The 12806-nt window shown below is 64.4% G+C and carries 12 protein-coding genes; 8 read left to right on the forward strand and 4 right to left on the reverse strand.

From position 1 onward, the window contains the following. Positions 1-148 precede the first annotated feature (148 nt). The 8 genes from RPB_RS08260 to RPB_RS08295 all read left to right on the forward strand — a co-directional run bounded on the left by RPB_RS08260 (position 149) and on the right by RPB_RS08295 (position 8395). On the forward strand, positions 149-1897 hold the full coding sequence (locus RPB_RS08260; RefSeq protein ID WP_011440535.1) for a type I secretion system permease/ATPase: 1749 nt from the start codon (positions 149-151) through the stop codon (positions 1895-1897). Then, positions 1894-3249: an HlyD family type I secretion periplasmic adaptor subunit gene (locus tag RPB_RS08265; RefSeq protein WP_157038792.1), complete on the forward strand. Its 1356-nt coding sequence runs from the start codon at positions 1894-1896 to the stop codon at positions 3247-3249. Before RPB_RS08260 ends, RPB_RS08265 begins: the two co-directional genes overlap by 4 nt. Before the next feature lie 194 nt (positions 3250-3443). Further along, positions 3444-4373, forward strand: a complete 930-nt coding sequence (locus tag RPB_RS08270; protein WP_011440537.1) for a helix-turn-helix domain-containing protein — start codon at positions 3444-3446, stop codon at positions 4371-4373. A gap of 10 nt (positions 4374-4383) precedes the next feature. Further along, on the forward strand, positions 4384-5427 hold the full coding sequence (locus tag RPB_RS08275) for an ArsJ-associated glyceraldehyde-3-phosphate dehydrogenase (protein ID WP_011440538.1): 1044 nt from the start codon (positions 4384-4386) through the stop codon (positions 5425-5427). 2 nt (positions 5428-5429) lie between these two features. Next, entirely contained in the window at positions 5430-6659 is a 1230-nt protein-coding gene (gene arsJ, locus RPB_RS08280) for an organoarsenical effux MFS transporter ArsJ (protein WP_011440539.1), read from the forward strand. Positions 6660-6806: 147 nt separating this feature from the next. Then, positions 6807-7100, forward strand: coding sequence for an ArsR/SmtB family transcription factor (locus RPB_RS08285; RefSeq protein WP_011440540.1), 294 nt, complete (start codon positions 6807-6809; stop codon positions 7098-7100). Then, the gene (locus RPB_RS08290) at positions 7097-8149 is read left to right on the forward strand and encodes a permease (protein WP_011440541.1); all 1053 of its coding nucleotides are present in this window, start codon (positions 7097-7099) and stop codon (positions 8147-8149) included. The genes RPB_RS08285 and RPB_RS08290 overlap by 4 nt, the downstream gene beginning before the upstream one ends. 12 nt (positions 8150-8161) lie before the next feature. After that, complete coding sequence (locus tag RPB_RS08295; protein WP_011440542.1) at positions 8162-8395, forward strand: thioredoxin family protein; 234 nt, start codon at positions 8162-8164, stop codon at positions 8393-8395. 31 nt (positions 8396-8426) lie between these two features. On the opposite strand, the gene RPB_RS08300 is transcribed toward RPB_RS08295, so the two are convergent. Genes RPB_RS08300 through RPB_RS08315 form a run of 4 tightly spaced genes read right to left on the reverse strand, consistent with a single transcriptional unit; the run spans position 8427 to position 12792 of the window. Then, complete coding sequence (locus RPB_RS08300; protein WP_011440543.1) at positions 8427-9362, reverse strand: 2-hydroxyacid dehydrogenase; 936 nt, start codon at positions 9360-9362, stop codon at positions 8427-8429. 3 nt (positions 9363-9365) lie between these two features. Then, positions 9366-10982 (reverse strand): ABC transporter ATP-binding protein, encoded by a 1617-nt coding sequence (locus RPB_RS08305; protein WP_011440544.1) that lies wholly within the window; start codon positions 10980-10982, stop codon positions 9366-9368. A gap of 2 nt (positions 10983-10984) precedes the next feature. Continuing rightward, complete coding sequence (locus RPB_RS08310) at positions 10985-11824, reverse strand: ABC transporter permease (protein WP_011440545.1); 840 nt, start codon at positions 11822-11824, stop codon at positions 10985-10987. Further along, complete coding sequence (locus tag RPB_RS08315) at positions 11821-12792, reverse strand: ABC transporter permease (RefSeq protein ID WP_011440546.1); 972 nt, start codon at positions 12790-12792, stop codon at positions 11821-11823. The genes RPB_RS08310 and RPB_RS08315 overlap by 4 nt, the downstream gene beginning before the upstream one ends. Positions 12793-12806 lie beyond the last annotated feature (14 nt).

Consider the following 12806-nt stretch of genomic DNA (forward strand, 5'->3'; position numbering starts at 1 on the left):
AAATTGCCGTTAGCCCTCAAATCGCCCGTTTCGAGCCTGCATTCGCCCGGCCGCCATTAACGCAATCCTATCGAAATGGTCGCGGTGCGTTGGTGAATGCGGTATAAAACGATAGGTTAATAAATCGTTACGCGTGGAGTATTTGAGTATGCAATCCCCGGCCGTTGTGACCGCGCGAACATTGCTCCGCCAGTGCGGATATGGCGCAAAGTATGTTTTCATCACCAGCCTGTTCATCAACGTGCTGGTGCTGACCTCGCCGCTCTACATGCAGCAGGTGTTCGACCGCGTGGTGCAGACCCAGCACTACGCCACACTGGTCTATCTGACGCTGATTTCGGTTTTCGCGCTGGCGGTGATGGGGGCGCTGGATGCGCTGCGCGGCATCGGGCTGTCGCGGCTCGGCCGCTGGATCGACGACTCGCTGCGGTCCGAGGTGATGTACACGGCGCTCCACCACGCCCGCACCGAGGGCCGCCTCAACAGCCAGGTGATCGGCGATCTCGCTACGCTGAGGGGGTTTGCCGGCGGCCAGCAGATCGTGCCGTTCTTCGACGCGGTGTGGATGCCGATGTTCCTGTTGCTGATGTTCGTCCTGCATCCCTGGCTGGGGGTGATCGGTTTGTTTTCCGCGGTGCTGCTGTTCGGGCTGGCGGTGTGGAATGATATCGGCATGCGGCATCGGCTGGCCGGTCTGTCCGCCGCGCAGGCCAAATTGTCGGCATTTTCGTCGACCGCTTTGCGCAGCGCCGACGTGATCCACGGCATGGGCATGTTCGACGCCGTGATGAAGCGCTACAAGACCGACGCGGTCGAGATCGCGGAGAAATCCCAGGCGGCGAACGATTTCGGCGCCAAACTCGGCGGTCTGTCGAAGTTCGTGCGGATCACCGTGCAGGTCGCGGTGCTGTGCGTCGGCGCGTTGCTCGTCATCAACAGCGAGATGACCAGCGGCGCGATGATCGCAGCCTCGATCATCTTGGGGCGGGCGCTGGCGCCTGTGGAGCAGTCGATGGCGTCGTGGCGCTCGTTCATCGCCGCGCGAGAATCCTATCGGCGGATCAACGACCTGATCACCAAGGCCGAGGCGCGCTCGGTTGCGACCGCAAGATTGCCGGAGCCGAAGGGCGTCGTGAGCATCGAGAACCTATCGTTCAAGTTCGGCGGCACCGACCGTCCGGTGCTGAAGAACGTCAATCTGACCGTGCCGGCGGGATCGGTGCTGGCGCTGGTCGGTCCTTCCGCCAGCGGCAAGAGCACCCTGTGCAAGATGATCGTGGGGTCGTGGTTGCCGGGTGGCGGTTCGGTGCGGCTCGATGGTGCGCAGATTCAGCACATCGATCGCAACCAGGTTTCGGAATGGATCGGCTATCTCCCGCAATCGATCGAACTGTTCAACGGCTCGGTGCACGACAACATCGCCCGGTTCAAGGAGGCCGGCGATGACGCCGTGGTCGCTGCCGCCAACCTCGCCGGCTGCCATGAACTGATCCTGCGGCTTCCCGACGGCTACGCCAGCGAGCTCGGCGAGAGCGCCGGCAATCTGAGCGGGGGGCAGAAGCAGCGGATCGCGCTGGCGCGCGCGGTGTTCGGCAATCCCAAACTCGTGGTCCTCGACGAGCCGAATTCAAATCTCGATTCCGAGGGCGAGGCGGCTCTGGTCGCCGCGGTCGTCGCGCTGAAGAAGCAGGGAGCGACGGTCATCCTCGTCAGTCATCGCCTGTCGATCCTGTCACCGGTCGATTTCATCGCGGTGATGCGGGACGGCACCATCGAAATGGCCGGCGAGCGGGAAGAGGTGTTGCGCGAACTCTCCAGCCGCGCCGCGCGCAGCGGAAACGATCAAACCATGCCGGTGCCGGCCCGCGCGTCGGGTGCCGCGCCGGCTCACCAGTGACGGGAACGACTGCCATGCAATCCGCTCAATCGGAAGATCTCGCCGTCCAATTGAAGTCTCAGTTGCGGCCTGTGGTGTGGGGCGCGACCGTCGTGATCGGGGTGTTTCTGTTCGCGATGACCGCCTGGAGCGTCGGCGCGCCGATGTCGAGCGCCGCGATCGCGTCGGGGGTCGTGAGCCCCGATGGTAGCCGCAAGACGCTCCAGCATCTCGAAGGCGGCATTGTCCGCGAATTGCTGGTGCGCGAGGGCGATCACGTTCAGGCCGGGCAAGTCCTGATGCGTCTGGACCTGACGCAGGCGAGGGCGAATTTCACCGCAAAGCGCGACGAATGGCTCCGGCTGCAGGCGATCAGGGCCCGCTACGAATCGCACGGGCTCAATCTCGAAGAGATGCGAATCCCGCAGGTGCTTCTCGACGACAAGAGCGAAGAATTCACGGCCTTCATCGAGAACGAAAAGAAGCTGTTCGAAGGCCGCCGGCTGGAAGTGATCGCGCGAGAGGACATCTACAATCAGCAGATCAAGCAGATCGAAGCCGAAATCAACGGGAAGCATCTCGAGCGGGAAGGCCTCGACAAGATGCGAGGCTTCATCAATGAGGAGATCGGCGACAAGAGCGGGCTGCTGTTGCAGAACCTGGTGCGCAAGCCAGAGGTCTTGGCGCTGCAACGCACCGAGGCGGAACTGACCTCCAAGATCGGGGTCAATCTGTCCGACATCGGGCGTGCGGAGCAGAAGATCAAAGAGGTGCTGCTCGCCATGCGCGCCGTTCAAACCAAGTTCCGCGACGAGAATTCGGAACAGTTGATGAAGGTGACCCGCGACATTGCCCAGATAGAAGGATCGCTGACGAATACCGGCGACATTCTCAGCCGGACCGACCTGATAGCGCCGGTGTCCGGAACGGTCTTGCAGTTGCGCTTCAAGACCGTAGGCGGTGTCGTCAAGGCCGGCGACCAGATTCTCGACATCGTGCCCGATGACGATGTGCTGGTGATCGATGCGAAACTCTCACCCACGGACATCGATGTGGTGCGGGTGGGCATGCCGGCTCAGGTTCACTTTGATGCCTATGTCTCGCGTCGGACGCCGATGTTCGAAGGTGTCGTCAATCACGTGAGCTCGGACGCCATCGTCGATCAGGCGGCAGCGAACGCGCTGCAGCAGCGCTACTACCAGGTAAAGGTGCAAATCGACCGGAAGCAGATCGATCAGTACAAGCACATCACGCTGGTGCCCGGCATGCCCGCGGAAGCGTTCATCATGACCGGAACGCGGACTTTGTTCGAATACCTGACTGCGCCGATCCTCACGTCGTTCCGAAGGGCATTCCGCGAGGACTACAATTGAGTTCCTCATGAGTTGGTTCGACTGGCCGTGACGATGCCCCCAGCGCCATAGCGCGACGGTGCGCATTGCCTCGTTCCGATGGCCTGCCCGCCGTCCCGGCGCTCCTGTAAGGCATTATGTCGATAATCATGGACGAATAAACGGGCATTTATTCCATATGACGGCCTACTGAGGCCAATATTCATTTGATTGTCATGACGTCGTCATCTAATTCGTCGAGAATAATCGACAGATTGGATGGGGTCATGCTGGCGTCGAGCAACACAACACGCGAAACGGACGCCGTCGAAGGCTTCGGATCTCTGGCGCAGCCGACCCGGCTCGCCGCGGTCCGGCTCCTGTTGTCGGCGTATCCAGCATCGTTGTCGGCTGGAGAGATCGCCCGGCGATGCGACGTGCCGCACAACACGATGTCGACGCATCTCGGCATCCTGCAGCGCGCCGGGTTGATCGGCGTCGAAAAGACCGGCCGCTCGATGAACTACCGCGCCGACCCCGCCGGCTTCCGCAGCCTGATCGCGTTCCTGGCCCGCGACTGCTGCAGCGGCCGCCCCGACATCTGCGCCGACATCTTCGATGTTACCAAGCCCGCACCTCCCCTGCCGATGGAGACGTTCATGACTCCCGCCTTCAACGTCCTGTTCCTTTGCACGCAGAATTCCGCGCGCTCGATCATCGCCGAAGCCCTGCTGGAGAAAGTCGGGCAAGGCCGCTTCCGCGGTTACTCGGCAGGCTCCGCGCCGGCGCAGCAACCGCTGCCGCAAGTGATCGAGCGCCTGCAGGCGCTGGGTCACGATGTGACGCGGCTCCATTCGAAATCCTGGGACGAATTCAAGCGGCCGGATGCGCCGCGGATGGATTTCATCATCGCGCTTTGCGATACGCCGAGCGGTCAGATCTGCCCGGATTTCGGTGGACAATATGTCACCGCCGCGTGGCCGCTGCCCGATCCGGCGCAGTTTTCGGGCTCGGAGGTCGAACGCACAACGCTGCTCAACGAGCTTTACGCGATGATCCGCAGGCGTCTCGAAATCTTCACCAGCCTGCCGTTCGAGTCGCTCGACCGAATGGCGGTGAAGGCCCGCCTCGATGAAATCGGCGACACCAACCTCGTCAAGCCCTGAAGGAACTCCCATGAAGGTCGGCATCAACGGCATGGGCCGGATCGGACGATTGGCGCTGCGCGCGGCACTCGGCGGAATTCGGCGACCTGACAACGATCCGCGCGGGGACAACCGCCTGGACGTCGTCCATGTCAACGAACTCAAGGGTGGCATCGCCGCCACCGCTCATCTGCTCGAATTCGATAGCGTGCACGGGCGCTGGCACCAGCCGATCGCGGTGGAATCCGACCGCGTGATAGCGCTCGGCACCCAGCGGATCGGTTTCAGCGAGCACGCTGCGCCCGCTGACGTCGCATGGGGCGATCTCGGATGCGATGTGGTGTTGGAATGCACCGGGAAGTTCCTCACGCCCGCTCAGTTGCAAGGCTATTTCGACCGCGGTGTGAAACGGGTGATCGTCGCCGCACCGGTCAAGGACGAGGCCGCCCTCAACATCGTGGTCGGCGTCAACGACAAGCTCTACGAGCCGCAGCGGCACCGGCTGCTGACAGCGGCCTCCTGCACCACCAATTGCCTCGCGCCGGTGGTGAAGGTGATCCACGAATCGATCGGAATCCGGCACGGCCAGATCACGACCATTCATGACCCGACCAACACCAACGTGGTGGTCGATGCGCCGCACAAGGATCTGCGTCGCGCACGCTCTGCGATGCTGTCGCTGCAGCCGACCACGACGGGCAGTGCCACCGCGATCGCATTGATCTATCCCGAGTTGAAAGGGAAGCTGAACGGCCACGCGGTCCGCGCGCCCGTTCTGAATGCCAGCCTGACCGATTGTGTGTTCGAACTGAACCGGCCGACCTCGGTCGAGGAGGTCAACGCCCTGTTCAAATCGGCGTCGGAGGGCGTGCTGGCGGGCATTCTCGGCTATGAGACACGACCGCTGGTGTCGGCCGACTACACCAATGATTCCCGCAGTTCGATCGTCGATGCGCTGAGCACCATGGTGACCGACGAGACGTTGCTGAAGGTCTATGCCTGGTACGACAACGAGGTCGGCTATGCCTGCCGGATGGTCGACCTCGCCGCCATCGTGCAACGCGCGGGCGTCTGACCATGGTCCGCAACTACGTCATCGTCACGGCCTCCTATTGGGGCTTCACGCTGGTCGACGGCGCGTTGCGGATGCTGGTGCTATTTCACTTCTTCCGACTGGGCTACACCCCGTTCACGCTGGCGTTTCTGTTTCTGCTGTATGAGGCAGCCGGCATCGCGGCGAATCTGGCGGGTGGCTACTTCGCCTCTCGATTCGGCATTCCGCGGATGCTGGCCATTGGTCAGGCGCTGCAGATCGCCGGCCTGTTGATGCTGTCGGCGCTCGATCCGGCATGGACCGTGGCGGCCTCGGTGGCCTGGGTGGTGGCGGCGCAGGGCATCGCCGGCGTCGCCAAGGACCTGACCAAGACCGCTTCGAAATCCGCCATCAAGGCGACCTCGGCGGAGGGCAGCGGGCAGTTGTTCCGCTGGGTGGCCTGGTTCACCGGATCGAAGAACGCGATGAAGGGCATCGGCTTCTTCCTCGGTGGCCTGTTGCTCGACCTCGTCGGCTTTCGGCCCGCGCTCTGGCTGATGGCTGCGCTGCTCGGGGTGATCTTTGTCGCTGGTCTGGCTCTGCTGCCGCGCCAGCTCGGCAAGGCCAAGTCGTCGAAAACGATACGCGAACTGTTCGGCAAGTCGCGCGGCGTGAACCTGCTGGCCGCCGCCCGCATCTTCATGTTCGGGGCGAGGGACGTCTGGTTCGTCGTCGGCCTTCCTGTGTTCCTGTATGCCAACGGTTGGCGCTTTCTCGAGGTCGGCGGATTTCTGGCGGCGTGGACGATCGCTTATGGCGGCATCCAGGCAATCGCGCCGAGCCTGGTGACGCGGAGCGACGACGGCCTCAGCCGCGAAATCCCAGCGGCGCGACTATGGGCCTTGCTCCTCGCCGCGGTGCCGATCGTGTTGGCCGTGGCGATGGTCGCAGTCCCGATGGTGCGCCCGGATCTGGTGCTGGTGATCGGTCTGGCGCTGTTCGGCGTGCCGTTCGCGGTGAATTCGTCGCTGCATTCCTATCTGATCCTGGCCTATGCCGGATCGGAAAAGGCCGCCGAGGATGTCGGCTTCTACTACGCGGCGAATGCGGCTGGGCGGCTGCTCGGGATCATTCTGTCGGGCGCGCTGTACCAGCTCGCGGGCATCACCGGCTGTCTCATGGGATCTGCGGTCATGCTGCTGCTGTGCTGGCTGATCACGCTGGTGTTGCCGGTGACGGCTAGTCCAACTCCGATCCGACAGCAGCCGATCTGAATCCCCTCGACCGTTGTCCAAACACATCCGGCCCGAGCGGCCGTCTCAGAAAGCCGTATGAGATTGAGATGGATCAATACATTATGCGTATATGCGCATATACGCATTTTTTCGGCGGAGTCTTGAACGGCGCGCAGCGGGGCGAGGATGGATCCGATCGATATCTTGTCGGCGCTGGCCGAGGAAACGCGGCTCGAGGCCTTGCGGCTCCTGTGGGACGGGCAGGAACACTGTGTCTGTGAACTGATGAAGAGGCTCGGTGCCTCCCAATCGCGGATGTCGCGGCATATGGGGGTGCTGAAGGTCGCCGGTCTGGTGATCGATCGCCGCGACGCGCAGTGGGTTCGCTACCGGCGCAATCCAAATCTGGATCCGAAAATTATCGCCGTGGTCGAGGCCGTGCTGGCGCTTCCGGCGCGCGACAGGAGGGCGGCCGCATGACGACTTTAGAGAGCAAAGTCGGGCAGGAGCCACGGACCGCCGTCTGGCTGGCCGGAACGGCGGCATTTCTGGTGGCCTGGGGCCTGATCTACGCGCAACTGCAGCCGTTCTCCAAATGGGCGGTCGGCCTGCTTCCGCTCGAATCCGGCAGTCATGCGGCGGAGGCTATCGAATTCTTCGTCTACGACACTCCGAAGGTGTTGATGCTGCTGACCCTCGTGGTGTTCGGTATGGGCGTGCTGCGGAGCTGGTTTTCGCCGGAGCGGACCCGCGCGCTGCTCGCCGGCCGGCGTGAAGGTGTCGGCAACGTCGCCGCCGCCGGGCTGGGCATCCTCACGCCGTTCTGCTCCTGCTCGGCGGTGCCGCTGTTCATCGGCTTTGTCAGTGCCGGCGTGCCGCTCGGGGTGACCTTCTCGTTCCTGATCGCCGCGCCGATGATTAACGAAGTCGCGCTCGGATTGCTGTTCGTTCTGCTGGGCTGGAAAGTGGCGCTCGCCTATCTGGGCTTCGGGCTCGGCATTGCGATCGTCGCGGGCTGGGTGATCGGGCGCTTCCACCTCGAAGGCTGGCTGCAGGACTGGGTCCGCAACGTCCGTTCAAGTGCCGCCGAGATCCCGTCGTCGACCGTGACGTTGGTCGATCGTCTCCGGGCGGGGATCGAGGCCGTGGTCGACATCGTCGGCAGGGTCTGGATCTGGGTCATCGCCGGCATCGCTGTCGGCGCCTTCATTCATGGCTATGTGCCCGCCGACCTGCTGGCCTCGATCATGGGGCGCGACGCGTGGTGGTCCGTGCCCGCGGCGGTCTTGCTCGGCATTCCGATGTATTCCAATGCCGCGGGTATCATTCCGGTGGTCGAGGCGCTGATCGGCAAGGGCGCCGCACTCGGCACCGTGCTGGCCTTCATGATTAGCGTCATCGCGCTGTCGGCGCCGGAACTGATCATCCTGCACAAGGTGCTGACCCCCCGACTGATCGCCGTGTTCGTCGCTGTCGTGGCGGCCGGCATCCTGGCGGTGGGGTTCCTGTTCAACGCATTGTTCACGTAGGAGCGCGTCGTCATGAAGGACGTCAAGGTACTCGGTCCCGGCTGCAAACGTTGCGTCACGACCGCCGAGATGGTGCAGGGGGAGGCCGACAGGCTCGGCGTCGCGGTCACGATCGAGAAGGTCACCGACTACGCGGCGATCGCCGGTTACGGCATCGTGTCGACGCCGGGGATCGTGATCGACGGCAAGGTCGTCCACGCCGGCGGGCTGCCGAAAGCCGAAGACATCGCGCATTGGCTGGCGTGAACGTGCGGCGCCGCCAATCCGGGGCGTCAGATCAGTAGCCGCGTGCGCGGTCGATCGCGTGCGGTGGCCTTCGCCCGGCTCGGATCGCGTTGGCGGTTGCGACCAGCGTCGCCGCAACGGAGTCGACGCTGACGTCGCTGGCGTCGTGCGGCGTGACGACGATGTTCGGATGACGCCAGAACGGATGCGTGGGCGGCAGCGGCTCCGCGGCGAACACGTCGAGTGCGGCGCCTGCGAGCTGGCCGCTGTCCAGCGCCGCCAGCAGGTCTTGGTCCACCAGATGTTCGCCGCGTCCGACATGAATGAGGTAGCCGCCGCGGCGCATCCGGTCGAATAGCTCACCGTCGAGAATGCCCTGGGTCTCCTGCGTCAGCGGCAGCAGATTCACCAGCACCTCGGTTTCGCCGAGCATGGCGGCGAGGCCCTCGCGCCCATGGAATCCCCTGATCGCGGCCGGCGTCGACTTTGGCGACCGGCTCCACACCATCACCGGGAAACCGAGCGCAGCGAGATCCGCGGCGACCTTCTGGCCGATCTCGCCGTAGCCGAGAATGGCGACCGGCACCTCGCGCGGATTGCGTTGACGAATGCGTTGCCAGACCGCATCGCGCTGCTGCGCCAGATAGGTGGCGAACCGCCGCTGATGCCAGATCACATGCCAGAGCACGAATCCCGACATCATCTGGGCCTGCGCCGAATCGACGATTCGAACGACGTCGATGTCCGCCCGCAGGCTCGGGCAGGCGGTGATATTATCCACGCCGGCGCCGATCGAGCAGACAGCCCGGAGGTTGGGATAGTGCGCGAAGGCGTCGTCCGGCGGATACCAGGCGACTGCCAGGCGGATATCCGCGTTCGCGCCGTCGGTGCGATGATCGACGAATTCGATGCGATCGGCGATGCGCGCGAAATCCGTCCCGAGAAAGCCGCGCAGATCGAGACGGTCGCTGACGAGGGCGCAACGCATCGGTCAGGCGGCCTTGGAAGCGGCTGTCTGGCCGGGCACCGCGGCGAGCAGCTCGCGCGTATAGGGATGCTCCGGAGCGGAAAACAGCGCGGCGGTCGGCCGCATTTCAACGATGCTGCCGCGCTGCATCACTGCGATGCGATCGCAGATCTGCGCGGCGACCCGGAGGTCGTGGGTGATGAACAGCATCGAAAGGCCGAGCCGTGTCTTGAGATCCTCGAGCAAATCCAGCACCTGCGCTTGCACCGACACGTCGAGCGCGGACACCGCCTCGTCTGCGACCAGAACTTCGGGATCGAGCGCCAGTGCCCTGGCGATTCCGATGCGTTGGCGCTGGCCGCCGGAGAATTCGTGCGGAAACCGCTCCATCGCGCTCGCGTTGAGGCCGACCAGGCCGAGCAGTTCGCCGGCGCGCAGCCGCGCGGCGGCCGGATCCGCGCCGTGCGCAATCGGCCCGTCGGTGATGATATGGCCGACCTTGCGGCGCGGATTGAGCGAGGCGAACGGGTCCTGAAAGATCATCTGGATTCGCCGGCGCTGCTCGCGCAGCTCCTTTCCGCCGGCCAGCGTGAGATCGGTGTCGCCGAGACGGACCGTGCCGCGGTCAGGCTCGATCAGGCGCATGACGAGACGCGCGATCGACGACTTGCCCGAGCCGGATTCGCCGACGAGACCGAGTGTCTCGCCCTGAAGGATATCGAAACTCACCCCGTTCGCGGCCTGAACGCTGCGCACCGGGCGGAACCAGCCTCCTCCGCTGATATACGTCTTGTCGAGGCCGACGACCTCGACCGCCTTGCGACGGTCAAGCAGGGCGGCCCGCGGCGGCGGATGCATCGTCGGCACCGCGGCGAGCAGGGCCTGCGTATAGGGATGCTGCGGGCGCAGCAGCACGTCGTCCGCCGCGCCTTGCTCGACCACCTTGCCGTGCTGAAGCACGACGACGCGATCGGCGATGTCGGCGACGACGCCGAAATCGTGGGTGATGAACATCACCGCCATGTTGCGGCGGCGCTGCAGGTCGCGGATCAGCTTGAGGATCTGCGCTTGCGTGGTGACGTCGAGCGCCGTCGTCGGCTCGTCGGCGACCAGCACGGCCGGCTCAAGCGCGAGCGCCATCGCGATCATCGCGCGCTGGCGCTGGCCGCCGGACAGTTGGTGAGGATAGGCGCGCGTCGCCTGCTCGGGGTTAGGCAGGCCGACTTCGCGCAGCAGCTCGACGGCCTTCTGCCGTCGCTGTTTCGGCGTCAGCAGATTGTGCGCCTCGAACATCTCGGCGATCTGGTCGCCGATCCGCATCAGGGGATTGAGCGCCGTCATCGGCTCCTGGAACACCATGGCGATGTGACGGCCGCGCAAAGCGAGCCAGGCGCTGTCGCCGAGCGTCAGGAGGTTCTGTCCCTCGAACACGATCTCGCCGGCCTCGGCGATCACGCTGTCGGGTAGCAGCCCCATCAGCGCGTGCGCGCACATCGACTTGCCGGAGCCGGATTCACCGACGACGCAGAGGATCTTGCCGGCGGTGAGATCGAACGACACGCCATCGACGGCGTGCGCGCGATCGCCGCCTGCTGGCAGCGCCAGCTTCAGGTTCCTGATCGATACGGCGGCTGCGGACATGCTCAGCGTCCATCCTTGCTGAGGCGCGGATTGAGCGCATCGTTGAGACCTTCGCCGATCAGGTTCAGCGCCAGCACCGAGACCAGAATGGCGATGCCCGGAAACACCGTGATCCACCAGGCCTGACGGATCACGGTGCGGCCGGCGCCGACCATGTAGCCCCACGACATCAGGTTGGGATCGCCGAGGCCGAGAAACGACAATGACGATTCGAGCAGGATGGCGGTCGCGACCATCAGCGACGCCAGCACGATGACCGGGGACAGCGCGTTGGGGAGAATCTCGCGCCAGATGATCCAGCTGTTGGTCTGCCCGGTCACGACCGCTGCCTGAACGTATTCACGGGTCCGCAGCGACAGCACCTCGCCGCGCACCAACCGCGCCACCGGCGGCCAACTGACGATCGCGATCGCGATGATGATCGACACGATCGAGGGCTGCAGCACGGCCACCAGCACGATCGCAAGCGCGAAGCTCGGAACGGTCTGGAAGAATTCGGTGAAGCGCATCAGGGCATCGCCGATACGGCCGCCGAAATACCCGGCCATTGCGCCGACCGGAATGCCGACCGCAAGCGCCACCAGCGTGGAGACGAGTCCGACCAGCAGCGACACGCGGGTGCCGTAGATGATCCCGGCCATCACGTCGCGACCGAGCGCGTCGGTCCCCAGCGGCAGGCCGGCCATCGTGAAGGGCGGCAGAAACGGCCGCTGCACCATGCGCCAGGGCGAGGTCGGGAACAGCAGCGGGCCGATCACGGCGACCGTGATCACGACCAGCAGGATGATCAGCCCGATCAGCCCGCCGGGGTTGCGTACCAGCAATCGCCAGAATTGTTTCATGCCGCGTACTCGATACGGGGATCGACCGAGCGGTAGATCAGGTCGGTGATCAGGTTGAACACCAGCACCATCGCCGAACACACCACGAAGACGCCGAGCAACAGGTTGTAGTCGCGTTGCAACAGAGCCTCGTACATCAGCCGGCCGATGCCCGGCCAGGCGAACACGGTTTCGGTGAGCACGGCGCCGCCGACCAATGTGCCGGCCTGCAGGCCGGCGAGCGTCACCACCGGCAGCAGCGCGTTGCGCAGCACGTGGCGACGCTGGATCACGGCGTCGCGCAGGCCCTTGGCGCGCGCCGTCTTGACGAAATCGAGCCGCTTGACCTCGAGCATCGAGGCGCGCGTCATGCGGGCATAAGTGGCCATGAAGAACAGGCCGATCGTCGTCGCCGGCAAGATCAGGTGGGCTCCGACGTCGAGGACGTGGGCGAGACCGGTGTAGTTGGCGCCGACCGTCTTGTAGCCGAAGCTCGGCAGCCATTCCATCGTGACCGAAAACAGCAGGATCGCCATCAGCGCGATCCAGAACAGCGGCGTGGCGTAGAAGATCAGCGCCAGCACGGTGATCGCCGTGTCCGCCCAGGTGCCGGCCCGCCGCGCCGCCAGCGCGCCGAACATGATGCCGAACGCCAGCGAGATCGCAAAAGCCGTGCCGGTCAGCAGCATCGTCGCCGGCAGCCGGTCGAGGATCAGCTTTGACACCGGCATCTGCTGGCGGAAGGAATAGCCGAGATCGAAACTGAGGATTCCCTTGACGTATAGAAAGAGCTGCACCGGCATCGGCTTGTCGAGGCCGAATTTCTCGCGGAGCTGGGAGATGAAGAGCTGATCGCCCGCGCCGGCTTCGCCGGCCATCACCAATGCCGGATCGCCGGGCGCAAGGCGGATCAGGAAGAAGTTGAGCACGACGATCGCGAGCAAGACGACCACGGCCTTGCCGATTCTCTGGGCAATGAATGCAAGCATCGTCGGTTTCCATT

Source organism: Rhodopseudomonas palustris HaA2 (genome assembly GCF_000013365.1).
Classification (GTDB): domain Bacteria; phylum Pseudomonadota; class Alphaproteobacteria; order Rhizobiales; family Xanthobacteraceae; genus Rhodopseudomonas; species Rhodopseudomonas palustris_J.